Origin of the sequence: Nocardioides sp. NBC_00163 (assembly GCF_045206295.1) — a bacterium.
In the GTDB taxonomy this organism is placed as follows: Bacteria; Actinomycetota; Actinomycetes; order Propionibacteriales; family Nocardioidaceae; genus Nocardioides.
This window is the reverse complement of sequence record NZ_CP108155.1, coordinates 442,751-466,670: the sequence shown is the minus strand read 5'-3', so window position 1 is coordinate 466,670 and position 23,920 is coordinate 442,751. Positions and strand designations below refer to the sequence as shown.

Genomic DNA, 23,920 nt, shown 5'->3' with positions numbered 1-23,920 from the left:
CACATGGCACGCAAGACAGCGCGCCCCGGCCGGACACTCGCACTGCTCTTCTTGGCCATTGCGATCATGTTCGGCGGCATCGCGTTCGCCGGCACCTGGAAGCCCGAGCTGGGCCTCGACCTGCGCGGCGGCACCGAGATCTCGATGACCGCGGAGAACTCCGAGGGCGGATCGGTCCCGAGGGAGAGCCTCGACGAGGCCAAGTCGATCATCGACCAGCGCGTCAACGGCTCCGGCATCACCGGCGGCCGAGTGACCACCGAGGGCAACGACGTCATCAAGGTCTCCATCCCCGGCACCGGCAAGGTGCAGCAGGAGACCGCCGAGCGCGTCCGCCAGACCGCGAAGCTCCGCTTCCGTCTGGTCGCCTGCAGCCCGCAGAAGCCCTGCGGCGCGGCGGACCCCAGCGGCTCGATGGTCGAGGACCCCTCGGCCGGCACCGTGCCGGGCACCTCGCCGCGCGCGGCGTTCGGTGGCGAGACCGCCACCGCCTCCGAGACCGCGAGCGCTTCCGAGAAGTCGTCCGAGAAGGCCTCCGAGAGCGCCGACCCGAGCGCCGGCCCGTCGGCCTCGGCTGGCGCCGAGCCCGAGAAGCAGAACGAGAACGAGGTCGTCAAGGTCGACGACGCGGTCGAGTTCATGCGCAACGTGCCGCAGGAGTGGGCGACCGCCTACAACTCCTTCACCTGCCCCGCTCCCGGCGCCGAGCCGGCCGAGGACATCCCCGGAAAGCCGCTGCTGACCTGTGACGAGGACGGCGTCCCCTACCTGCTGACGCCTGCCGTCATCGAGGGCACCGAGATCAGCGAGGCCTCCTACGGCATCCCGCAGCAGCAGGCCAACTACGTGGTGACCCTGGACTTCAAGTCCGAGGGCAACAAGGTCTTCGCCGACACCACCGGCGCCATCGCCGGCACCGGCGAGCAGTTCGCGATCGTCCTGGACGCCAAGGTGATCTCGGCCCCGACCGCCGACTCGCGGATCAGCGGAGGCGCCCAGATCAGCGGCGACTTCACTCAGGAGTCCGCCGCCGCGCTGGCCAACAACCTGAAGTACGGCTCGCTGCCGCTCGACTTCCCCGAGGACGGCATCCAGACCCGGGTCATCGGCCCGACCCTGGCCGGCAACCAGCTCACCGCCGGACTCTGGGCCGGCCTCGTCGGCCTGATCCTCGTGGTGATCTTCTCGATCCTCTACTACCGCGCGATGAGCATCGTGGTGATCGGCTCGCTGGTTGTGGCAGGGGCGATGACGTACGGGATGATCCTGCTGCTCAGCGAGACCGCCGGCGTCACCCTGGACCTTCCGGGCGTGGCCGGTCTGATCGTCGGTATCGGCATCACCGCCGACTCCTTCATCATCCTCTACGAGAGGATGCGTGACGACATGCGTGAGGGACGCTCGATGCGGGTGGCCGTCGACACGGCCTGGCCGCGCGCCCGAAACACGTGTCTGGCCTCCGACGGTGTCTCGTTCCTGGCCGCGTTCGTGCTCTATGTCTTCGCGACCAACGAGGTCAAGGGCTTCGCCTTCATGCTCGGCCTGACCACCATCATCGACGTCCTGGTGTTCTTCTGGTTCACCCACCCGATGACCAAGCTGATGGCCGGCTGGGGCTTCTTCAACAAGGGCCACGTGCTCTCCGGCATGGACCAGCGCGCTATCGGCACCGTCGACGCCCCAAAGGGCACCACGCCCAAGGGCACCACTCTGGTCGGAGGCAAGGCCTGATGAGCAAGTTCTCCATCTCGCGGCTCGGCAAGGAGCTCTACACCGGCGAGAAGTCCTTCGACTTCGTCGGTCGCCGGATGCTCTGGTACGCCGTCTCCGCGGTCGTGCTCGTCGCCGTCGTCCTGGGCGTCTCGCTCCAGGGCATCAACCTCGGCATCGACTTCACTGGCGGCACGCGCTACACCGTGACCGTCGCGCAGGCCGACCAGGAGCTGGCCGACGACCTGCGCGCGGCGGTCGGTGACACGGCCGTCGAGGCCGCCGACGGCGCCACGGTGCGTACGGCCGGTGGCAAGTCGATCGTCATCGAGACCAAGGCCATCCCCGACAACTCCGAGGCCGACGACTCGATCATGGAGGCGATCACCAAGACCGCCGACGTGGCCGAGGACGACATCAGCCGCACCGGCATCGGTCCCAGCTGGGGCCAGCGGGTCGCCTCCAAGGCAGCCCTCGCGCTGGGCATCTTCCTCGTCGGCGTGGTCCTGTTCATCTGGATCTACTTCCGGGAGTGGAAGATGTCGGTCGCGGCCGTCGTCGCGCTGCTCCACGACGTGGTGATCACGGTCGGCGTCTACGCGATCATCGGCTTCGAGGTGACTCCGGCAACGGTCACCGGCTTCCTGACGATCCTCGGCTACTCGCTCTACGACACGGTGGTGGTCTTCGACAAGGTCAAGGAGAACACCCGCAACCTGTCGCAGAAGAAGCAGACCTACGCCGCCGCGGCCAACCTGGCGATCAACCAGACTCTGGTCCGCTCGATCAACACCTCGATCATCGGTCTGCTGCCGGTCGTCGCGATCCTCTACGTCAGCGCGGTCCAGCTGGGCACGTCCTCGCTGAAGGACATCTCCCTGGTTCTCTTCGTCGGTATGGCCGTCGGCACCTACTCCTCGATCTTCATCGCCACCCCGCTGCTGGTGCACCTGAAGTCGAAGGAGAAGGACATCGTCGACGCCGACAAGCGTGCCGCCGCCCGGATGAAGGAAGCCGACAAGTACGCCGCGGTGCCGGTCTTCGACGAGGGCATGCCGGTCGCGGAGGGCGACGAGCCGGACGAGCTCAGCGACGCCCCCTCCGAGGACCTTCACGAGGCCGGCGTGAGCCGGGGCACCAGCCCCAACCGCAACGCGACCGGCCGGGGCCGCAACGTACCCGACCAGCACCGTTCGGTCTCCGACAGCGGCGCCGCCGGGCGCCCGCAGCCGAAGCGCGAGTCGAGGTCGAAGCGGAAGTGACTGTCTCCGAGACGGCCGCTGGTGGCCGGTCGCTCGAGGAGACCCTCGAGCGGCTGGTCGCCGACGTTCCCGACTTCCCGGAGCCGGGTGTCGGGTTCAAGGACATCACCCCGCTGCTGGCCGACCACGCGGGCTTCAGCCAGGTGGTCGAGGCGCTCGCCGCTCCGGCGCGCGACGCCGACGGCAACGTGACCGTCACCAAGGTGCTCGGCATGGAGTCGCGAGGCTTCATCCTCGGCGCCCCCGCGGCCCTGCACCTCGGCGTCGGCTTCGTGCCCGTCCGCAAGGCCGGCAAGCTGCCCCGCGAGACCCACGCGGTCTCCTACTCGCTGGAGTACGGCGAGGCCACCCTGGAGATCCACACCGACGCGGTCGCGCCGGGGGAGCGGGTGCTGGTCATCGACGACGTCCTCGCGACCGGTGGCACCGCGGCGGCCACGATCGAGCTCGTCGAGCGCTGCGGCGGTGTCGTCGTAGGCGTCTCGGTCCTGCTCGAGCTCGGCTTCCTCGACCCGCGCAGCAAGCTGCCGGACACGCCGGTGCACGCACTGCTCACCAGCTAGCAGGTGGCCCGCAAGTGTCCAACCCGCAAGTGTCGTCCTAGCCAACGCTCCGGGTCGGGCCGGTAGACTCTGACTATGGCAGAGGATCGCATCGTCGCGCAGCCTCGTGCGCACAACATCGAGGCGCGGGAGAGCAGTGGCCCGGCCCCGTCGGGCCGCAGCGTCCGTGCGCGCCTGGCCCGGATCGGCGGCCGCGGCACGCCGGGCAATCCTGTGCTGGAGCCGCTGTTCCGGGCGGTGAGGTCCAACCACCCGAAGGCCGACCTGGCCCTGCTGGAGCGGGCGTACGTCACCGCCGAGCGCCTGCACGGCACGCAGATGCGCAAGAGCGGCGACCCCTACATCACCCACCCGCTCGCGGTGACCACGATCCTCGCCGAGCTCGGTATGACCGAGCCGACCCTGGTGGCGGCGCTGCTGCACGACACCGTCGAGGACACGCCCTACACGCTCAAGGAGCTCACCCGGGACTTCGGTGAGGAGGTCGCCCACCTCGTCGACGGCGTCACCAAGCTCGACAAGGTCACCTACGGCGACTCCGCGCAGGCCGAGACGATCCGCAAGATGGTCGTGGCGATGTCCCGCGACATCCGGGTGCTGGTGATCAAGCTCGCCGACCGCCTGCACAACATGCGTACGCTGCGCTACGTCCCGCAGAAGAGCCAGGAGCGCAGCGCTCGCGAGACCCTCGACATCTACGCGCCGCTGGCCCACCGGCTCGGCATGAACACCATCAAGTTCGAGCTGGAGGACCTCGCCTTCGCGACCCTCTACCCGAAGATGTACGACGAGCTCGTCCGCCTCGTCGCCGACCGCAACCCGTCGCGGGAGAAGTTCCTGGCCCAGGTCATCGACCAGGTCGAGCGCGACCTGCACGAGGCCCGGATCAAGGCGACCGTCACCGGTCGACCGAAGCACTACTACTCGATCTACCAGAAGATGATCGTCGGCGGTAAGGACTTCTCCGACATCAACGATCTGGTCGGCATCCGGATCCTGGTCGAGGACGAGCGCGACTGCTACTCCGTCCTCGGCATCCTGCACTCGCGGTGGAACCCCGTCCTGGGGCGCTTCAAGGACTACATCGCGATGCCGAAGTTCAACATGTACCAGTCGCTGCACACCACTGTGATCGGCCCGCAGGGCAAGCCGGTCGAGCTGCAGATCCGCACCTTCGCGATGCACCGCCGCGCCGAGTTCGGCGTCGCCGCGCACTGGAAGTACAAGGAGGACGGCCGCGCCGGTGTCGACACCGACCGGCCGATGGACAACGACATGAGCTGGGTCAAACAGCTCATGGACTGGCAGTCGGAGGTCAACGACCCCGGCGAGTTCCTGGAGTCGCTGCGCTTCGAGATGAAGCGCACCGAGGTCTATGTCTTCACGCCCAAGGGCGACGTGATCGCCCTGCCCGCCGACGCGACCCCGGTCGACTTCGCGTACGCCGTCCACACCGAGGTCGGCAACAAGACCATCGGTGCCCGGGTCAACGGCCGTCTGGTGCCGTTGGAGTCGACCCTGGAGAGCGGCGACGTCGTCGAGGTCTTCACCTCCAAGTCGCCCAACGCCGGTCCGTCGCGCGACTGGACCTCCTTCGTCAAGTCCAACCGGGCGAAGGCGAAGATCCGGCAGTGGCACACCCGTGAGCGCCGCGACGAGGCCATCGAGAAGGGCCAGGACGCGATCGCCCGGCTGATGCGCAAGGAGGGCCTGCCCCTCAAGCGGCTGATGTCGCGCGAGTCGCTCATGCTCGCCGCCGACCACTTCGACCTCGCCGACGTCGACGCGCTCTACGCCGCGGTCGGCGAGAGCCACCTCTCTGCCCAGGCGGTCGTACGCCGCGTCATCGAGGACCACGGCGGCGACGACGGTGCCGCCGAGGACCTCGCCGAGGCCATCAACGTCGGCCGCAGGCGCCACGGCAAGGTCTCCACCGCCAACTCCGACGCCGGCGTGATCGTCAAGGGCTCCCCGGACGTCTGGGTCAAGCTCGCCAAGTGCTGCACACCGGTGCCCGGCGACGACATCCTCGGCTTCGTCACCAAGGGCGGGGGAGTCTCCGTCCACCGCACCGACTGCACCAACGCCGCCGAGCTCCGCTCCCACCCCGAGCGCCTGCTCGAGGTCGAGTGGGGCTCCACCTCCAACTCGGTCTTCCTGGTCAACATCCAGGTCGAGGCGCTCGACCGGGCCCGGCTCCTGTCCGACATCACGATGGCGCTCTCCGACGCCCACGTGAACATCCTCTCGGCCCAGCTGACCACCACTCGCGACCGCGTCGCGAAGTCCCGCTTCTCCTTCGAGATGGCCGACTCCAAGCACCTGGACACCGTCTTGAAGCAGGTACGCACCGTTCCCGGCGTCTTCGACGCCTACCGCGTCACCCAATGAGAAAGTGAGCATCTCGTGGACCCGTTCACATGGTTTCTGATTGCTGCAGGCGTCGTGATCGTCGGCGCCGTCGTGTGGCTGGCGGTGAGAAAGTCGTCGGGAGGCGTCGACGAGGCTGCGGCGAACAGGAACAGGGGTCAGGCCCTGGGCAAGGCCGAATACTACGGAACAAAGCACCATGGCAGCTCCGACGGCGGCTCTGGCGGCCTCGGCTTCTGAGCCCTCAACCGCCTGATGTCCCAATCACGGGACATCAGGCCAGACTCGGTCGTTATCAGTGAAACAGCTGCGCCGACTCGGGCGCCTGAGAGAGGAGCACAGCATGTTCACCTGGATCCTCATCATCGGCGGCGTACTTTTCCTCGCAGGCATCGTCTGGACCGCCCTGGGCAAGGGAGGGAAACCCGTCGACCACAACGACGTGCGCCAGGCGAAGATCCGCAACTCCGGGAAGGGCGACTACTACGGCGGCGCTGGCACGTGATCCCACGCCGAGTCGGCTCAAGCTGACGAAATAGCACGCCGAGTCGGCTCGTCATAACGAGCCGACTCGGACGGATTCTGCGTCAGAACGCGCCGACTCGGCGCGCCTGAGTGGGACAGACGCGCCGAGTCGGAGTTGGGTCAGCTGAAGTCGGCGCTGGCGCGCTTGGCCATCTCGAGGAACTGACGACGCGACTCGAGGTTCTCCTCGAGGCTCTTGATCTTGCGGGCGTCACCCGAGGCCTGGGCCTTGGTGAGGTCGCTCTCGACCTGGGCGATGGCCTCCTCGAGCTTGGCGATCATGTCGTCGGCTCGAGCGGACTTCTCCGGGTCGGACTTGCGCCACTGGTCGTCCTCGGCGGACTTGATGGCCTGCTCGACCTTTCGCATCGCGCCCTCGAGCTCCTTGATGCGGTCGCGCGGGACCTTGCCGGCCTCGTCCCAGCGCTCGGCGATGTCCCGGAAGGAACGCTTGACGGCGTCGAGGTCGTCGCCCTTCTCCAGCAGCGGGAGAAGCTCCTGCGCCTCGGCGAGCAGACCTTCCTTGACCACGGCGTTCTGCGCGAACTCGGCGTCGAGCGCCGCGTTGGCCGAGTCACGGGCACCGAAGAAGACGTCCTGGGCGGCCCGGAACTGCTTCCAGAGCTTGTCGTCGACGTCCTTGGGGGCCGGCCCGGCGGCCTTCCAGTCGCGCATCAGGTCGCGGTAGCGCCCGGCGGTGGGGCCCCAGTCGGTGGAGGTGGAGAGCTGCTCGGCCTCGACGATGATCCGCTCCTTGATCACCTTGGCGTCCTCGCGCCGGGCGTTGAGCTCGGCGAAGTGCGCCTTGCGGCGACGCGTGTAGGCGGTGCGCGCCGTCGAGAAGCGCCGCCACAGCGCGTCGTCGGACCCGCGGTCGATGCGGGGGAGCGCCTTCCACTGGTCGAGCAGCTCACGCAGCCGGTTGGCACCGTTGCGCCAGTCGTTGCTCTGGGCCAGCTTCTCGGCCTCGTCGACGAGAGCCTCCTTGGCGACCTTCGCCTCGGCCGCCTTCGCGGCCCGCTCGGCCTTACGGGCCTCGCGCTGGGTGGCGATGACTGGCGCCAGAGCGTCCAGCCGCGCCACCAGCGAGGCCAGATCACCGACCGCGTTGGCGTCGGTCACCTTCTCCACGACGGTCTTGACCGCCGCGGTCGCCTCGTCGGGCGACGTCTTGCCCGCATGCACGCGCCGCTCGAGCTGCTCGACCTCGAAGGCGAGCTGGTCGAACCGGTTGGTGAAGAAGGCAAGTGCCTCCTCTGGCGTGCCTTCCGGGTATTGCCCCACGGAACGCTCGCCCTCAGCGGTCTTCACATAGACCGTTCCGTCTTCCTCGACCCGACCCCACTGCTCGCTGGTCACAATGTCCCTACTCTTCGCATGAGGCGCTAACCTCTTATGAAATCTCCCCCGCCGGACACCGTGCTCGTCACAGTCCCGGTCGGCTCAACTTGCAGGTCCCCGTGGTGTCCCGGCACACCTCGGGATGCCCATCGTAGTCAGACGCCACGATGCGGCGCTGCACTGTACCGCTGGATAGGGTGTTTCTCGTGTTGATCGCAGGCTTTCCCGCCGGTCCGTGGGGCACCAACTGCTACGTCGCCGCCACCGGTCCGGGCACCGAGTGTGTCGTGATCGACCCCGGGAAGGACGCCGCCAAGGGCATCGAGGAGATCGTCCGGGAGCAGCGCCTCAAGCCGGTCGCCGTGCTCCTCACCCACGGCCACGTCGACCACATGTGGTCCGTGACCCCGGTGAGCAGGACGTACGACTCGACGGCCTGGATCCACCCCAACGACCGTCACCTCCTGGCCGATCCGCTCCAGGGCATCTCGCCGGAGTCGGCGCAGATGCTGCTCGGCATGCCGCAGGGGACCTACGACTTCGTGGAGCCCGACGACGTCCGCGAGCTCACCGACGGCCAGGCCATCGACCTGGCCGGGATGAGCTTCCTGATCGACCATACGCCCGGGCATACCGAGGGGTCGGTCACCTTCCGGACTCCCTACCCCGACCACGCCGAGGTCAGTGACGTGATGTTCTCCGGCGACCTGCTCTTCGCGGGCAGCATCGGGCGTACGGATCTCCCCGGCGGTGACCACGCCACGATGCTGCAGTCCCTGACCACCAAGGTACTGCCCCTCGCCGACGACATCGTGGTGCTCCCCGGACACGGCGAACAGACCTCGATCGGGCGCGAGCGCGCCACCAACCCGTTTCTTCAGGACCTGATCACCACACCATGAACAAGCCAACACCGCTCTCCGGTTTCCCGGAGTTCCTGCCGAGCCAGCGCACCGTCGAACGCGAGGTCATCGCGACCCTGAGCCGCACCTTCGAGCTGCACGGCTTCGGCAACATCGAGACCCGCGCCGTCGAGCCGATGGACCAGCTGCTGCGCAAGGGGGACACCTCCAAGGAGGTCTACGTCCTACGCCGTCTGCAGGAGGACGACAGCAGCCGAGACAAGGGGATGGGGCTCCACTTCGACCTCACCGTCCCCTTCGCCCGCTACGTGCTGGAGAACGCCGGCAAGCTGGAGTTCCCCTTCCGCCGCTACCAGATCCAGAAGGTCTGGCGAGGCGAGCGCCCGCAGGAGGGCCGCTTCCGCGAGTTCGCGCAGGCCGACATCGACATCGTCGGCCGCGACACGCTGCCGTTCCACCACGACGTCGAGGTCGCCCGGGTCATGCTCGAGGCGCTCGGCAAGCTGACCTTCCTGCCCGGGTTCACGCTCCAGGTCAACAACCGCAAGCTGATCCAGGGCTTCTACGCCGGTCTCGGCGCCCCTGACGTCGAGGAGACCATGCGGCTCATCGACAAGCTCGACAAGATGCCGGCCGACGAGGTCGGCAAGTTGCTCGTCTCCGAGGCGGGGCTGACCGACGAGCAGGCCGCCAAGTGTCTCGAGCTCGCCACGATCACCGCCACCGACGACTCCTTCGTGGAGAAGGTCCGTGCCCTCGGCGTCGAGAGCGAGCTGCTCGAAGAGGGCCTGACCGAGCTTGCCACACTGATCACCGCGACCGCGCCGCTCAACACCGATTCCGTACGGGTCGTGGCCGACCTGAGCATCGCCCGGGGCCTGGACTACTACACCGGCACCGTCTTCGAGACCCGCCTGGACGGCTACGAGACGCTGGGCAGCATCTGCTCCGGTGGCCGCTACGACGCGCTCGCCAGCGATGGCAAGACCACCTACCCGGGAGTCGGGATCTCGCTCGGCGTGAGCCGCGTCCTGGTGCCCCTGGTGCAGAAGGGCGTGCTCGACGGCGACCGCAAGGTCCCGAGCACGGTGCTGGTCGCCGTCGCCGACGAGGAGAGCAGGGCCGAGGCCGATTCGGCGGCCCAGCAGCTGCGCGCTCACAATGTTGCCTGCGAGGTCTCGCCCAACGCCGCCAAGTTCGGCAAGCAGATCCGCTTCGCGGAGCGCCGCGGCATCCCGTACGTCCTCTTCACCACCGAAGGCGGCTACGAGATCAAGGACATCCGCACCGGCGACCAGGTCCCGGCCGACCCGGCCACCTGGACGCCGCAGAACGAGAGCGACCTGAAGCCCCAGGTCGTCGCGAACAACGAGGAGAAGAAGTGATCCGCACCCACGACGCCGGCACCCTGCGTGCCGAGCACGTCGGCCAGACCGTGACCCTCGCCGGCTGGGTAGGCCGCCGACGCGATCACGGCGGGGTCGCGTTCCTCGATCTGCGTGAGGCCAGCGGCGTGGTCCAGGTCGTCGTCCGCGACGAGGAGATCGCTCACCACCTGCGCAACGAGTACTGCATCAAGGTCACCGGCGAGGTCGTTGCTCGGACTGAGGAGAACCTCAACCCCAACCTCGCCACCGGCGAGATCGAGATCGTCGCCAAAGACCTCGAGGTCCTCAGTGCGGCCGCGGCCCTCCCGTTCCCGATCGACGACCACGTAGAGGTCGGCGAGGACGTACGTTTCAAGCACCGCTACCTCGACCTGCGCCGCACCGCGCCCGGCAACGCCATCCGCCTGCGCTCGAAGGCCAACAAGGCCGCCCGCGACGTGCTGGCCGGTCACGACTTCGTCGAGATCGAGACCCCGACGCTGACCCGCAGCACCCCTGAGGGCGCTCGTGACTTCCTGGTCCCGGCCCGCCTGCAGCCGGGCTCGTGGTACGCCCTGCCGCAGTCCCCGCAGCTGTTCAAGCAGCTGCTCATGGTCGGCGGCATGGAGCGCTACTACCAGCTCGCCCGCGCCTACCGCGACGAGGACTTCCGCGCCGACCGGCAGCCGGAGTTCACCCAGCTCGACATCGAGATGAGCTTCGTCGAGCAGGACGACGTGATCGCCCTCGGCGAGGAGATCGTCGCGGCGCTGTGGAAGCTGATCGGCTACGACGTGCCGCTCCCGCTGCCGCGGATGACCTACGCCGACGCAATGGCCAAGTACGGCTCGGACAAGCCCGACCTGCGCTTCGGCATCGAGATCACCGAGTGCACCGACTACTTCTCCGAGACGACGTTCCGCGTCTTCCAGGCGCCCTACGTCGGCGCCGTGGTGATGCCGGGCGGCGCGAGCCAGCCGCGGCGTCAGCTCGACGGCTGGCAGGACTGGGCCAAGCAGCGTGGCGCCAAGGGCCTGGCGTACGTCCTGGTCCAGGAGGACGGCTCGCTGACCGGTCCGGTCGCCAAGAACCTCTCCGAGACCGAGGCCGCCGGACTGGCCGCCCACGTCGGCGCCAACCCCGGCGACTGCATCTTCTTCGCCGCCGGTGCGCCCAAGTCGAGCCGTTCCCTGCTGGGTGCCGCCCGGCTGGAGATCGGCAACCGTCTCGACCTCCGCAAGGACGGCGAGTGGAGCTTCCTGTGGGTCGTCGACGCGCCGCTGCTCGAGCCGGCCTCCGAGGCCGTCGAGTCCGGTGACGTCGCGGTCGGTGCGGGGGAGTGGACCGCGGTCCACCACGCCTTCACCAGCCCGCAGGACGTCGAGGGCTTCGACAAGGACCCCGGCAACGCGCTCGCCTGGGCCTACGACATCGTCTGCAACGGCAACGAGATCGGCGGCGGATCGATCCGTATCCACCGCGAGGACATCCAGAAGCGGGTCTTCGACCTGATGGGGATCGGCGAGGAGGCGGCCGAGGAGAAGTTCGGCTTCCTGCTCGACGCCTTCAAGTTCGGCGCCCCGCCGCACGGCGGCATCGCCTTCGGCTGGGACCGCGTGGTCGCCCTCCTCGCCGGCACCGACTCCATCCGCGACGTGATCGCCTTCCCGAAGACGGGTGCCGGTTACGACCCGCTCACCGCCGCTCCGGCGCCGATCACCCCCGAGCAGCGCAAGGAGGCGGGCGTCGACGCGCGGCCCGCTCCGGCGGCGGCCGCCGAGGGCGAATCGGCGAACTGAGGGCACTTAGAGCAAAGCCAACAGAGTCTCCGGGACCGGTCCGCCGGTCCCGGAGACTCTCGTCGTTCAGCGGTGAATGGCAAGAATCCCTCCCGATCTGCCGTATCACTGGTTGAAATCGGATCGTTACCGGTACGGGGCGCATCGGGGCAAAGTCATCACATAGAGTTCCCTCCGTCGACCTCGTGGGTCGGACGCTGCCGTGCGACGGCGGCACCCAGGATTACGACTAGACAGAGGAACCATGAGCGAATCGGCCACCGTGTTCGAAGGTGAAGAACTCTCGGGTGGATCGACACCTCCTGCTTCGCCCGAGGAGGCGAAGAAGATCGCCGGCAAGTCGCCGATGAAGCTGGCCTGGATGCGGCTTCGCAAGGACAAGCTGACGATGGTGTCGCTGACCGTTGTCGTCCTGGTGGTCCTGGCCGCGGTGCTGGCCCCCCTTCTCGTCAAGATGGGCGTGCTGGACCCGTTCAGCTACAACCAGGAGCTGCTCGACGCCAACACCATCCCCGAGGGCAGGTTCAGCGGCGCGAGCCTCTCACACCCGCTCGGGGTGGAGCCTGGAACAGGCCGCGACGCCCTGTCCCGGTTCTGGTACGGCATCACTTTCTCGTTGGCGATCGCGCTGACTGCGGCGATCCTCTCGGTGGTCATCGGCGCGGTCATCGGGATCATCTCCGGCTTCAGCGGTGGCTGGATGGACGCGACCCTGAGCCGCTTCACCGACCTGACCCTCTCCTTCCCGTCGACGCTGATGCTGCTGGCGCTCTCGGCCCTCGGTCTCGAGCTCGTGCAGCAGGTGACGGGCCTACCCAACGGACCACTGGCCCAGGGGATCTACTGCACCGTGGTGCTCGCGATCTTCGGTTGGACCAGCACCGCCCGCGTGGTCAGGGGGCAGGTCTTGTCGATCAAGCAACGCGAATTCGTCGAGGCCTCGATCGTGCTGGGCGCCTCCAAGGCGCGGATCTACTTCAAGGAGATCCTGCCGAACCTGTGGGCTCCGCTGCTGGTCCTGGTCACCTTGATGATGCCGGCCTACATCTCGGCCGAGGCCGCCCTCAGCTACCTCCAGGTCAGCGTGAAGCCGCCGACGCCCACGCTCGGCAACGTGCTCGCGGACTCGCTGAAGTACGCGCAGGTGGACCCGTTCTACTTCTTCATGCCCGCGATCCTGATCGCGATCATCGTGATCTCGTTCAACCTTCTCGGGGATGGGTTGCGAGACGCCCTTGACCCCAAGGGTGACAGGTGAGCCTCGGGGCTCCGAACACACACAGGTGACCCGCCCGGGACACCGTTACGGCGTCAGCTGTCAGAGGCTGACGGCGACCACACCAAGGAGAAACGAATGCTCAAGAAGCGAGCTAAGTACGTAGCGGTGAGTGCCGCCGGCGTGCTCGGGCTTTCGCTGGGCCTGGCTGCCTGTGGCGGCGGGGACGGCGGCGGTGACTCGAGCGCCAAGGGCCTGACCATCGTCACCGAGGACCCGTGGGACCACCTGGACCCGCAGCGGATCTACGTGGGCGAGACGATCTCCCACACCACGCGTCTGGTCTACCGCAAGCTGCTCTCGAACCCGGCGTCGACCGACCCCGAGGTCTCGCAGAAGCCGATCCCGGACCTGGCGACCGACGAGGGCACCTCGACCGAGGGCGCGAAGACCTGGTCGTTCACCATCAAGGACGGCGTGAAGTGGGAAGACGGCTCCGAGATCACGTGTGAGGACTTCGCCTACGGCGCCTCGCGCAACTTCGCCGCCGACGAGCTCACCGGTGGTCCGGGCTTCTACCTGACCGCGAAGCTCGCGCTCAAGGGTGAGTACCCGGGCCCCTACACCGCGACCCCGGAGCAGCAGGCCGACTTCGACCAGGCCGTGACTTGCGATGGCAAGACCATCACCTACAAGTTCAAGTCGCCGTGGCCGGACTTCCCGCTGGCGATCTCGTCGCTGCACATGATGGACCCCTACAAGGAGTCCGAGGACAAGGGCGCCAAGAACGACGACGTCATCTTCTCCAACGGCCCGTACAAGGTCGACACCTGGAACGCCCAGAAGGGCGGCACCCTGGTGCGCAACGACGAGTACGACCCGGAGACCGACGACAAGTCGCTTCGTGAGGCGAAGCCGGACACCATCACCGTGGAGTTCGGTGAGAAGGCCGCGACGACCTACGAGAAGCTGTTCTCCGACAGCCCCGACTCGCAGACGACCATCGTCAGCGGTTCGCGCGTCCCGCCGGAGTTCTTCCCCCGTCTCACCGAGGCCGGTGTCAAGGACCGCTACGTCCAGGTCCAGTCGCCCTACGTCGACTACTTGGTTCCGAACCAGAACCAGATGAAGGACCCGAACGTCCGTAAGGCCCTGGCCCTCGCGACCAACGTCGAGTCGTGGATCGCCGCCGGCGGTGGCGAGAAGGCCTACACCCCTGCCGACTCGATCGTGAACCCGGCCGTTCCGGGCTACGTGGCCAACCCGGCCTACAAGGACCGCAACCTCAAGGGTGACCCGGCCGCAGCCAAGAAGCTCCTCACCGAGGCCGGCGCCGAGATGCCGTACCCGATCACCTTCACCTACCCGCAGAGCGACACCGCTGACAAGCAGGCCTCTGCGCTGGTCGAAGGCTGGGAGGCTGCGGGCTTCAAGGTCACGCTCGACCCGCTGGGTGACGTCTACTACTCCAACATCCAGAAGCCGTCCAACAAGGCTGACGTGATGTGGGGCGGTTGGGGCGCCGACTGGGGCTCCGCGATGACTGTCACCGCGGCGCTGTTCGACAGCCGTCAGATCGAGAAGAGCACCAACGGTCAGAACTACGGCAACTACAAGAACCCGACCGTCGACAAGCTGTTCGACAACGCCGCCAACTCGGCGACCATCGAGGAGCAGAACAAGTTCCTCCAGGAGGCCGACGCGACCCTGGGCGAGGACGTCGCCTACATCCCGCTGGAGATCGCTACCTTCAACTGGGTCCACGGCTCCAAGGTGACGGACTTCATCACCACCGATGCCTCCTCGTCCTACCCGGACCTGGCGACCATCGACGTCGAGGACTGATCCTTCAGCTCCGCAACACCGTTCGGACGGCCCTGAGCTGATCCGAACATGGAGGCGGGGCTCGCCAGAGCCCCGCCTCTCCCATGTACCTGGACACGATTCCCCCCGGACGACACCCCACGACGGTGGTCCGGCCGATCCCAATGAAGGTGAGACCCACCGATGGTCGCCTACATCATCCGGCGCGTGATCGTCGGCTTGCTCATGCTGGTGGCGATGAGCTTCATCGTCTTCGCACTGTTCCTGAAGAACCCGGTCGACCCGGCACAGTTCTCCTGCGGCAAGAACTGCCCGCCTGAGCGCATCGAGGAGACCCGTCAGGCCCTCGGCTACGACCAGCCGCTGTTGGTCCAGTGGGGCAACTTCGCGAAGGGCGTCGTCGTCGGCCGCGAGTACCCCGCCGACGAGGCGATGCGCGAGGCGAACCCCGAGCTGGTCACCGAGTGCGCGGCGCCCTGCCTGGGCTACTCCCAGCAGCTGCAGATGACGGTCAACGATGAGATCGCGGAGGCAGCGCCGATCTCGATCTCGATCGCCCTGGTCGCGGTCACCATCTGGGTCGTCTTCGGAGTTCTCTTCGGAGTGCTCGCGGCGGTCTTCAAGGGCACCCTCGTGGACCGCGGGGTCGTCGGAGCCACACTGTCCCTCTATGCCTTCCCGACCTTCTTCGTGGGTGCCTTGCTGATCAACTTCGTAGCCATCAAATGGGGGATCTTCCCCGCGCCGGGATACGTACCGATAGCCGAGGGTGGTGTCGGGCAATGGCTGGTCCAGCTCATGCTCCCCGGGTTCACTCTCGCGGCGGTCTACATGGCGGGTTACGTACGCATGACCCGGGCGTTCGTGCTCGAGTCGATGAGCGAGGACTACATCCGCACCGCGAAGTCGAAGGGCGTCAAGAGCAACAAGGTGCTCTTCAAGCACGCGCTGCGCGCGGCGCTGACCCCGCTGGTGACGATGTTCGGTCTCGACTTCGCTGCCGTCCTCGGCGGCGCGATCATCACCGAGGACGTCTTCAACTACTACGGTCTCGGAAAGCTCGCGGTGACCGCGAACGAGACCTACGACCTTCCCACCATCGTGGGCCTGGTGTTGCTCCTCGGGGCTCTGGTGATCCTCGCCAACATCGTCGTCGACGTCCTGTACGCCTTCATCGACCCGCGCGTGCGCGTCGCCTGAGGAGGATCTGATCCATGACTGACCTTTCCATGACGTCCGAGACAAGGCCCGCCAATGACGGCGCGTTCCTCTCGGTGCGGGACCTGAAGGTTCACTTCTCCACCTCCGACGGCATCGTCAAGGCGACCGACGGCCTCTCCTTCGAGCTCGAGCGCGGCAAGACGCTCGGCATCGTCGGCGAGTCCGGCTCCGGCAAGTCGGTCTCCAGCTCGGCGATCATGGGGCTGCACCGCGGCACCAACGCCATCCTCAGCGGCGAGATCATGCTCGACGGGGTCGACCTGCTCAAGGTGAGCAACGAGGACATGCGCAAGCGCCGCGGCCGCGACGTGGCGATGATCTTCCAGGATCCGCTCTCAGCGATGCACCCCTACTACTCGGTGGGCAACCAGATCATGGAGGCCTACCAGGTCCACAACAACGTGACCAAGAGGGAGGCGCGCAAGCGCGCCATCGAGATGCTCGACCGCGTCGGCATCCCGCAACCCGACCGTCGTGTGGACGACTACCCGCACCAGTTCTCCGGCGGTATGCGCCAGCGCGCGATGATCGCGATGGGGCTGATCAACAACCCGAGCCTGCTCATCGCCGACGAGCCGACCACCGCTCTCGACGTTACCGTCCAGGCGCAGATCCTCGACCTGCTCCAGGACCTGCAGCGCGACTTCGACGCGGCGGTCATCATCATCACCCACGACCTCGGCGTCGTGGCGGAGATGGCCGATGACGTGCTCGTGATGTACGCCGGCCGTGCGGTCGAGTACGGCCCCTGCAAGGAGATCCTCACCCACCCGCAGATGCCCTACACCTGGGGCCTGCTCTCCAGCGTGCCGGACCTGACCGCGTCGACCGAGGCCAAGCTGATCCCGATCCGGGGCAATCCGCCCTCGCTGCTCAACCCGCCGCCGGGATGCGCCTTCGAGCCGCGCTGTGACCACGTTGCGAAGGTGGGCGGCGACCTGTGCCGGACGACCCTTCCCGACCTCACCCCGGCCAGCAGCGGTGGCAACCACACCAAGCGGTGCCACATCAAGAACGCCGACGAGGTCTACGTGGCAGAGATCCTGCCCGAGATCGCCCCTGACCTGGTGGAGGACTGATGAGCGACACCACGACTGCCACCGCGGCCTCGGTCGCGCCGGCGAGCACGGAGACCGTGCTCTCGGTCGAGAACCTGAAGATGCACTTCCCGGTCAAGGGCAGCGGCGTGATCCGGCGTACGGTCGGGCACGTCAAGGCCGTCGACGGGGTCTCCTTCGAGGTGGCCAAGGGCAGCGCCCTCGGCCTCGTCGGCGAGTCCGGCTGTGGCAAGTCCACCACCGGGCGGATGGTGACGCGGCTCTACCAGCCCACCGAGGGGAAGATCAACTTCGAGGGCACCGACATCGCCAACTACTCGGGTCGGAAGCTGCACCCGATGCGCCGGGAGATCCAGATGATCTTCCAGGACCCGTCGACCTCGCTGAACCCGCGGCACACGGTCGGTTCGATCATCGGCGCGCCGCTGCGGATCCACAAGATGGTGCCCAAGGACAAGGTGCTCGGCCGGGTCCAGGAGCTGCTCGAGCTCGTCGGGCTCAACCCCGAGCACTACAACCGCTACCCGCACGAGTTCTCCGGCGGCCAGCGTCAGCGCATCGGCATCGCCCGGGCCATGACCCTGCAGCCGAAGCTGCTCGTGGCCGACGAGCCGGTCTCCGCGCTGGACGTGTCGATCCAGGCCCAGGTGATCAACCTTCTGCAGGACCTGCAGAAGGAGTTCGACATCTCCTACCTGTTCATCGCGCACGACCTCGCCATCGTTCGTCACTTCTGCCCCGAGGTCGCGGTGATGTACCTCGGCAAGATCGTGGAGATCGGTGACCGCGAGTCGATCTACGAGCACGCTCACCACCCCTACACCCAGGCGCTGCTCTCCGCCGTGCCCGACGTGAAGCAGGCCGCGATCGGCGGCCGTCGTGAGCGGATCCGGCTGGAGGGCGACGTACCGTCGCCGATCAACCCGCCCTCGGGCTGCCACTTCCGCACTCGCTGCTCCCTCGCCAAGGACATCTGCTCCGTGGTCGAGCCGCCGCTGCTGCAGATCGGCAAGAAGCACAAGGTCGCCTGCCACTTCCCGGGTGAGATCCACCAGCACCCGGAGAAGCCGATCACCGCGCCGCTCCTGGGCGTCGACGAGTTCGGTGCACCGGACCCGGGCGCCAGCCCGGCCGAGGTCCCGGGCGACGGTCCGGGCTACGCCGACACCTGGTACGACCTGGCGAACAACTCGCGGGGTCGCGCCTGAGAATCTCCCGCGTCTCGGCGAGATTACGAAAGACGGTCCGCAGCCTTTGGCTGCGGACCGTCTTTGTTACATGTGTGTCACACGTCACTGTCGGTATCGAACCGTTATCTGTAGTCCCGCCCGAACCACTGGAACTTGGCATAACTTGAGCAGCGCGCTGGCTCGGGGCCGCGCGAAGTGGTCTGTTCTTGGGCGTACCGAGCCTTGGCATCGAACGGAGATCCGAGCGTATGACTGTGTCCGAAGTGTTGATCCAGGGTCCTGATCCCGAGATCGATCCGGAACCTAGGACCGGCGATGTCGCCGGCCGTTCGCCGATGCGGATCGCCATGGACCGCCTCCTCTCGGACAAGGTCGCGATGATCTGTGCCGGGATCGTGCTGCTCTTCGTCCTGATCGCGATCTTCGCGCCGTTGCTGTGCAAGTTGTTCGGTGTCGAGGTGCGTGCCGGTGACCCGGTCGCCGACACCGACTCGTTCAACTACCCCGTCATCGGCCCGCCCAACTACGGGTTCACCTGGGAGGCGCCGCTCGGCTTGGAGCCCAACTCCGGCAACGACCTGCTCGCGGAGTGGTTCTACGGCGCGCGTACGTCCCTGCTGGTCGCCACGATCGCCACGGTCGTCTCGACCGTCGTCGGTGTGGTGCTCGGCCTGATCGCGGGCTACAGCCGCGGCTGGGGCGACCGGGTGATCACGTTCGTGATCGACCTCTTCCTCACGCTGCCGTTCCTGCTGGTCGCGATCGCGATCTCGCCGATGCTCGTGGAGCGCTGGCGGGAGAACCCGACGATGCTCGACAACGCCTCGCTGATCGCACTCATCGTGATCCTCTCGATCTTCGGGTGGATGGGCCTGGCCCGGCTGATCCGCGGCGAGGTGATCTCGTTGCGTGAGCGCGAGTTCATCGAGGCCGCGCACGTCCTCGGGATGCCGACCCATCGGATCCTGTTCAAGGAGCTGCTCCCCAACCTGGTCGCTCCGATCGTCGTCTCGTTCTCGCTGAGCCTGCCGGCTACGATCGCCGCTGAGGCGACGCTGGCGTACCTCGGCGTCGGTGTCACCGGACGCCCGTCCTGGGGACAGACGATCCTGCGCGCCCAGAGCTGGTTCGACGAATACCCCTTGTACCTCTACGCGCCGATCGTCGGGATCGTGGTCCTGGTCTTCGCGCTCAACCTGCTCGGAGACGCCATCCGCGACGCCTTCGACCCCAAGTCTTTCCGGTGAGCACTTCGTCGGAGAGAGGCATCAACCATGGAAGGTGGACACCTACGATGCAATTGAAGAGAACAGTGATCGCCGCCAGTGCGATCGCTGCGCTGACGCTCACCGCTGCTTGTGGTGGCGGGGGCGGCGGTGGCGAGGACCCGGCCGGCGAGTTCAAGGCCGGCGGCGGCGCCGGTGCCGGCAAGGATGCCACGGCCGAGGGGCCGCTGGAGATCCCGTCCGACGCCAAGAAGGGCGGCACGATCACCGTGCTGTCCAACAACGCCCCCCACACCCTCGACCCGACCCGGACCTACTACACCGACTCCGGTGCGATCATGTCCGGCCTGGTCACTCGCTCGCTGACGCAGTACGTCTACGACGAGGAGACCGGCGACTCCGTTCTCGTCCCCGACCTCGCCACCGACCTCGGTCAGGTCTCCGAGGACGGTCTGACCTGGACCTTCGAGCTGAAGGACGGGATCAAGTACGAGGACGGCACCGACGTCACCGCCGAGGACGTCGTCTACGGCATCAAGCGCTCCTTCGCGACCGACACCCTGACCGACGGCCCGACGTACCAGACGACGTTCTTCAAGGACGGCGACAAGTACAAGGGCCCGTTCGCGGATACCGACGCCGAGCTGCAGAAGCTCGCCGACTACGACGCCAGCGCAGGCTGGTACGGCGGTGAGGACTACGACGGCGTCGAGGCCGACGGCAACAAGGTGATCATCCACCTGGCTCAGCCGTTCCCCGAGCTCGACTACTACGCCTCGTTCCCGGTCTTCTCGCCGATCCCGAAGGCCAAGGACAAGGACCCGCTGGCCTACGAGAGCCACCCGATGGCGACCGGGCCCTACAAGTTCGAGTCCTACAAGCCGGGCAACGCGCTCACGCTGGTCAAGAACGACCAGTGGGACGCCGACACCGACCCCGGCCGGTTCCAGGCCGCCGACGCGTTCGACTTCAAGTTCGCCCAGGACACCGCCAAGCTCGAGAACCAGATCCTCGGCGACAAGGGCGCGGCGCAGACGATGATGACGTACGACGACGTCACGCCTCCGACCTACAAGTCGATCAAGGAGAGCGCGCCGGACAACCTCGTCGAGGGCACCTCGCCCTGCACGTACATGTACCGTCCGGACCAGACCAAGATCACGGACAAGAAGGTGCGGGAGGCCATCAGCTGGGCCTACCCCTACCAGGCTGCCTGGAAGGCCTCCGGCGAGATCGTCGGCGTCACCATCCAGCCCGGCACCTCGCTCTTGCCCCCGGGCACCGCGGGTCGGGTCGAGTACCAGTACCCGAAGGGTCAGGACGGCCAGACCACCGACCCGGAGAAGGCCAAGGCGCTGCTGAAGGAGGCCGGGGCCGAGGGCTTCGAGCTGAAGTGGCACTACCAGCGTGACGACGAGCAGTCCGTGGCGAAGTCGGACCAGATGGTCAAGGGCTTCGAGGCGGCCGGCTTCAAGGCGACCCCGGTGGCCTCGACCGACGAGACCTATCGTGACGACGAGAGCAACCTCGACGCTCCGGTCAACCTCCGCTACGGCGGCTGGTGCTCCGACTGGCCCTCGGGCGGCTCGTGGTTCCCGGCGCAGTGGATCGGCTCGAACGCCAACAAGGCGGGCATGCCGAACCCGACCAACTTCAAGGAGGCCGACGCTGACGCGAAGCAGGCCGAGGTCCTGAAGATGGACGCCGACGAGGTTCCCGCAGCCTGGGGCGAGTTCGACAAGTGGATGCAGGAGACCTACATGGTCGAGATCAACGCCGGCTACGACGCGAACGCCTTCATCAAGGGCTCGCAGGTCGGCGGGGTCGTCAACGACCCGGTCAAGGGCATGCCGAGCTTCTCCATCATGTACCTGAAGTGAGGTGATCCGGCCGGCGTGGGCGCACCCCACGCCGGCCGGACCCGCACATAGGACACCGCAACTTTGGGCCAGCGCCCGTGGACACCTTTTAGGAAGCGAGACCTCCGTCCCATGATCGGTTTTGTCGTACGCCGGTTGATCTCGGCGATTCTCGTGCTGTTCGTGATCTCGGTGGCGGTCGTCGCGCTCTTCACCTATGGCCCGAGCGACCCGGCGGACGCGATGTGCCCTGAGCCCAAGTGCACCGCGGAGCGCCAGGACGCGATCCGGGAGGCGCTCAACCTGGATGCGCCGCTCCACGTTCAGTACACCGAGTACATGACCGGCATCTTCAAGGGCCGCGAGATCGCCTTCGGCTCCGAGTCGTACGACTGTGAGGCCCCGTGCTTCGGGGTCAGCTTCATCTACCGGGTCAATGTCTGGGACGACATCAAGGACCGGATCGGGCCGACGGTCTCGGTCGCGGTCGGCGCCGGCGTCACGATCCTGCTCATCGGCGTACCGATCGGGATGTTCGCGGCCAGACGCCGGGGGACCTCGGCGGACAAGGCCGTCATCGGCGCGACGCTGGTGATCGAGTCGATCCCGTACTACCTGTTCGTCCTGCTCGCGTTCCTCTATCTCGCGGTCAGCGCCGGGATCTTCCCGCAGGAGGGTTATCACCCGCTGACCGACTCACCGCTGAAGTGGGCATGGGGCCTGATGCTGCCGTGGCTTGCGCTCGGCCTGGTGAACTCCTCCAAGTACGCCCGATTCACCCGCGGGTCGATGATCGAGGCGTTCAACCAGGACTACGTCCGGACCGCACGCGCCAAGGGCCTTCCGGAGCGCAGGATCGTCAACAGGCATGCGCTGCGTGCGGCCGTCGTGCCGATCGTGACGATCTTCGGCATCGACTTCGGAGCGCTGCTGACCGGCACCATCTTCACCGAGCTCATCTTCGGCATCCCCGGCCTCGGCCTTCGGGCGCTCAACGCGGTCAGTCAGAGCGACCTGCCGGTCATCGAGGCGACCACGCTGATCTCCGCCTTCATCATCGTGGTCACCAATCTCCTGGTCGACCTCTTCTACAGCGTGCTCGACCCACGCGTACGCCTCACCTGACCCCCCACCCTGTCGGCAGAGTCTGTCGGTGCCGACTACTAGGGTTGGCGTGTGGACGGGTTGTTTGAGATGGGGGCTGCTGCTGGCGCCTCGCGTGGCGGGTCGCTGAGCCACAGCGACCATGCGGCCGCGCCGCTGGCGGTCCGGATGCGGCCGCGTACGCTCGAGGAGCTCGTGGGCCAGAGCTCGCTCAAGGCGTCCGGGTCGCCGCTGCACCAGGTGGTGGAGGGCGGACAGTCGCTCTCGCTGCTGCTGTGGGGGCCGCCGGGGACAGGGAAGACGACCATCGCCTCGATCGTGAGCCGCTCCACCGACCGTCGCTTCGTCGAGGTCTCCGCGGTCTCGGCCGGGGTCAAGGAGGTCCGCGCGGCGATCGACTCGGCCCGCGCCGAGCTGGTCGCGACCGGCAAGGAGACGGTGCTCTTCGTCGACGAGGTCCACCGGTTCAGCAAGGCACAGCAGGACGCGCTGCTGCCGGGCGTGGAGAACCGCTGGGTCACGCTGGTCGCCGCCACCACGGAGAACCCCTTCTTCTCGGTGATCTCGCCGCTGCTGTCGCGATCGCTGCTGCTGCGGCTCGAGTCGCTCACCGACGACGACATCCGTGGCGTACTGCTGAAGGCGGTCGAGGACGAGCGTGGCCTCGGTGCCTCGGTGACGCTGACGGAGGAGGCTCTCGACCATCTCGTACGTCTCGCCGGCGGCGACGCGCGCCGGTCGCTGACGTATCTGGAGGCCGCTGCGGGGGCTGCGTCCGGTGGGAAGATCACCCTCGAGGCCGCCGAGCGGGCGGTCGACCAGGCGGCGGTGCGCTACGACCGGCAGGGCGACCAGCACTACGACGTGGTCAGCGCCTTCATCAAGTCGGTGCGGGGGTCGGACGCCGACGCGGCGCTGCACTACCTGGCGCGGATGATCGAGGCGGGGGAGGACCCCCGGTTCATCGCCCGCCGGCTGATGATCCTCGCCTCCGAGGACATCGGCCTGGCCGACTCGACGGCGCTGCAGACCGCGGTCGCCGCGGCCCAGACGGTGCAGCTGATCGGGATGCCCGAGGCCCAGCTCACCTTGGCGCACGCGACGATCGCGCTCGCCGTCGCGCCGAAGTCCAACGCGGTCACCAACGCCATCTTCGCCGCCCGCGCCGACGTCGCGGCCGGGAAGATCGGCAACGTCCCGCCCCACCTGCGCGACGCCCACTACGAGGGCGCGAAGAAGATCGGGCACGGGGAGGCGTACAAGTACGCCCACGACGAGCCGTTCGGCATCGCGACGCAGCAGTACGCACCCGACGCTGTAGCCGACGCTGAGTACTACCAGCCGACCACCCACGGAGCCGAAGCCGGAGTGAAGGAACGTTGGGAGCGTGTCCGGAAAATCGTGCGCGGACAGGATGGATAG

The 23,920-nt window shown here is 67.3% G+C and carries 19 protein-coding genes; 18 read left to right on the top strand and 1 reads right to left on the bottom strand.

The window, feature by feature from the left end:
• Positions 1-3: 3 nt before the first annotated feature.
• The 6 genes from secD to OG801_RS02260 all read left to right on the top strand — a co-directional run bounded on the left by secD (position 4) and on the right by OG801_RS02260 (position 6,410).
• Positions 4-1,731, top strand: coding sequence for a protein translocase subunit SecD (secD, locus tag OG801_RS02285; protein ID WP_406033362.1), 1,728 nt, complete (start codon positions 4-6; stop codon positions 1,729-1,731).
• Positions 1,731-2,972 (top strand): protein translocase subunit SecF, encoded by a 1,242-nt coding sequence (gene secF, locus OG801_RS02280; RefSeq protein WP_406033361.1) that lies wholly within the window; start codon positions 1,731-1,733, stop codon positions 2,970-2,972. Before secD ends, secF begins: the two co-directional genes overlap by 1 nt.
• On the top strand, positions 2,969-3,535 hold the full coding sequence (locus OG801_RS02275; RefSeq protein WP_355231121.1) for an adenine phosphoribosyltransferase: 567 nt from the start codon (positions 2,969-2,971) through the stop codon (positions 3,533-3,535). The genes secF and OG801_RS02275 overlap by 4 nt, the downstream gene beginning before the upstream one ends.
• Positions 3,536-3,610: 75 nt before the next feature.
• Complete coding sequence (locus tag OG801_RS02270; RefSeq protein WP_355020150.1) at positions 3,611-5,926, top strand: bifunctional (p)ppGpp synthetase/guanosine-3',5'-bis(diphosphate) 3'-pyrophosphohydrolase; 2,316 nt, start codon at positions 3,611-3,613, stop codon at positions 5,924-5,926.
• Positions 5,927-5,941: 15 nt separating this feature from the next.
• Complete coding sequence (locus OG801_RS02265) at positions 5,942-6,145, top strand: hypothetical protein (protein ID WP_355232611.1); 204 nt, start codon at positions 5,942-5,944, stop codon at positions 6,143-6,145.
• A gap of 103 nt (positions 6,146-6,248) precedes the next feature.
• Positions 6,249-6,410, top strand: coding sequence for a hypothetical protein (locus tag OG801_RS02260; protein WP_406033358.1), 162 nt, complete (start codon positions 6,249-6,251; stop codon positions 6,408-6,410).
• A 140-nt stretch (positions 6,411-6,550) separates the two neighbouring features.
• On the opposite strand, the gene OG801_RS02255 is transcribed toward OG801_RS02260, so the two are convergent.
• A complete protein-coding gene (locus OG801_RS02255; protein ID WP_406033356.1) occupies positions 6,551-7,789 on the bottom strand; it encodes a DUF349 domain-containing protein in 1,239 nt (412 codons plus the stop codon).
• 188 nt (positions 7,790-7,977) lie between these two features.
• On the opposite strand from OG801_RS02255, the gene OG801_RS02250 reads away from it, so the two are divergent.
• The 12 genes from OG801_RS02250 to OG801_RS02195 all read left to right on the top strand — a co-directional run bounded on the left by OG801_RS02250 (position 7,978) and on the right by OG801_RS02195 (position 23,920).
• Positions 7,978-8,673, top strand: coding sequence for an MBL fold metallo-hydrolase (locus OG801_RS02250; protein WP_406033354.1), 696 nt, complete (start codon positions 7,978-7,980; stop codon positions 8,671-8,673).
• The gene (gene hisS, locus OG801_RS02245) at positions 8,670-10,019 is read left to right on the top strand and encodes a histidine--tRNA ligase (protein WP_406033352.1); all 1,350 of its coding nucleotides are present in this window, start codon (positions 8,670-8,672) and stop codon (positions 10,017-10,019) included. Before OG801_RS02250 ends, hisS begins: the two co-directional genes overlap by 4 nt.
• Positions 10,016-11,800: an aspartate--tRNA ligase gene (gene aspS, locus OG801_RS02240; RefSeq protein ID WP_406033350.1), complete on the top strand. Its 1,785-nt coding sequence runs from the start codon at positions 10,016-10,018 to the stop codon at positions 11,798-11,800. Before hisS ends, aspS begins: the two co-directional genes overlap by 4 nt.
• Positions 11,801-12,044: 244 nt before the next feature.
• Entirely contained in the window at positions 12,045-13,058 is a 1,014-nt protein-coding gene (locus OG801_RS02235; RefSeq protein ID WP_406033348.1) for an ABC transporter permease, read from the top strand.
• A gap of 96 nt (positions 13,059-13,154) precedes the next feature.
• Positions 13,155-14,861 carry an ABC transporter substrate-binding protein gene (locus tag OG801_RS02230; protein ID WP_406033346.1) on the top strand — a complete coding sequence of 569 codons (1,707 nt, stop codon included), beginning with the start codon at positions 13,155-13,157 and terminating at the stop codon, positions 14,859-14,861.
• A gap of 162 nt (positions 14,862-15,023) precedes the next feature.
• Complete coding sequence (locus OG801_RS02225; protein ID WP_355232603.1) at positions 15,024-16,040, top strand: ABC transporter permease; 1,017 nt, start codon at positions 15,024-15,026, stop codon at positions 16,038-16,040.
• Between the two features lie 14 nt (positions 16,041-16,054).
• Positions 16,055-17,140 carry an ABC transporter ATP-binding protein gene (locus OG801_RS02220; protein WP_406033344.1) on the top strand — a complete coding sequence of 362 codons (1,086 nt, stop codon included), beginning with the start codon at positions 16,055-16,057 and terminating at the stop codon, positions 17,138-17,140.
• Positions 17,140-18,327, top strand: coding sequence for a dipeptide ABC transporter ATP-binding protein (locus tag OG801_RS02215; protein WP_355020141.1), 1,188 nt, complete (start codon positions 17,140-17,142; stop codon positions 18,325-18,327). Before OG801_RS02220 ends, OG801_RS02215 begins: the two co-directional genes overlap by 1 nt.
• A 230-nt stretch (positions 18,328-18,557) precedes the next feature.
• Positions 18,558-19,556: an ABC transporter permease gene (locus tag OG801_RS02210; protein ID WP_355020140.1), complete on the top strand. Its 999-nt coding sequence runs from the start codon at positions 18,558-18,560 to the stop codon at positions 19,554-19,556.
• 47 nt (positions 19,557-19,603) lie between these two features.
• Complete coding sequence (locus OG801_RS02205; RefSeq protein WP_355020139.1) at positions 19,604-21,415, top strand: ABC transporter substrate-binding protein; 1,812 nt, start codon at positions 19,604-19,606, stop codon at positions 21,413-21,415.
• A 111-nt stretch (positions 21,416-21,526) separates the two neighbouring features.
• Entirely contained in the window at positions 21,527-22,519 is a 993-nt protein-coding gene (locus OG801_RS02200; protein WP_406033341.1) for an ABC transporter permease, read from the top strand.
• 69 nt (positions 22,520-22,588) lie between these two features.
• Positions 22,589-23,920, top strand: a complete 1,332-nt coding sequence (locus OG801_RS02195; protein WP_355020217.1) for a replication-associated recombination protein A — start codon at positions 22,589-22,591, stop codon at positions 23,918-23,920.

What these genes read in the sequence shown, in the direction of transcription:
- secD (WP_406033362.1), top strand. Translation starts at nt 4, where the DNA reads ATGGCACGCAAGACAGCGCGCCCCGGCCGGACACTCGCACTGCTCTTC.
- secF (WP_406033361.1), top strand. Translation starts at nt 1,731, where the DNA reads ATGAGCAAGTTCTCCATCTCGCGGCTCGGCAAGGAGCTCTACACCGGC.
- OG801_RS02270 (WP_355020150.1), top strand. Translation starts at nt 3,611, where the DNA reads ATGGCAGAGGATCGCATCGTCGCGCAGCCTCGTGCGCACAACATCGAG.
- OG801_RS02260 (WP_406033358.1), top strand. Translation starts at nt 6,249, where the DNA reads ATGTTCACCTGGATCCTCATCATCGGCGGCGTACTTTTCCTCGCAGGC.
- hisS (WP_406033352.1), top strand. Translation starts at nt 8,670, where the DNA reads ATGAACAAGCCAACACCGCTCTCCGGTTTCCCGGAGTTCCTGCCGAGC.
- OG801_RS02235 (WP_406033348.1), top strand. Translation starts at nt 12,045, where the DNA reads ATGAGCGAATCGGCCACCGTGTTCGAAGGTGAAGAACTCTCGGGTGGA.
- OG801_RS02230 (WP_406033346.1), top strand. Translation starts at nt 13,155, where the DNA reads ATGCTCAAGAAGCGAGCTAAGTACGTAGCGGTGAGTGCCGCCGGCGTG.
- OG801_RS02225 (WP_355232603.1), top strand. Translation starts at nt 15,024, where the DNA reads ATGGTCGCCTACATCATCCGGCGCGTGATCGTCGGCTTGCTCATGCTG.
- OG801_RS02220 (WP_406033344.1), top strand. Translation starts at nt 16,055, where the DNA reads ATGACTGACCTTTCCATGACGTCCGAGACAAGGCCCGCCAATGACGGC.
- OG801_RS02215 (WP_355020141.1), top strand. Translation starts at nt 17,140, where the DNA reads ATGAGCGACACCACGACTGCCACCGCGGCCTCGGTCGCGCCGGCGAGC.
- OG801_RS02210 (WP_355020140.1), top strand. Translation starts at nt 18,558, where the DNA reads ATGACTGTGTCCGAAGTGTTGATCCAGGGTCCTGATCCCGAGATCGAT.
- OG801_RS02205 (WP_355020139.1), top strand. Translation starts at nt 19,604, where the DNA reads ATGCAATTGAAGAGAACAGTGATCGCCGCCAGTGCGATCGCTGCGCTG.
- OG801_RS02200 (WP_406033341.1), top strand. Translation starts at nt 21,527, where the DNA reads ATGATCGGTTTTGTCGTACGCCGGTTGATCTCGGCGATTCTCGTGCTG.
- OG801_RS02195 (WP_355020217.1), top strand. Translation starts at nt 22,589, where the DNA reads ATGGGGGCTGCTGCTGGCGCCTCGCGTGGCGGGTCGCTGAGCCACAGC.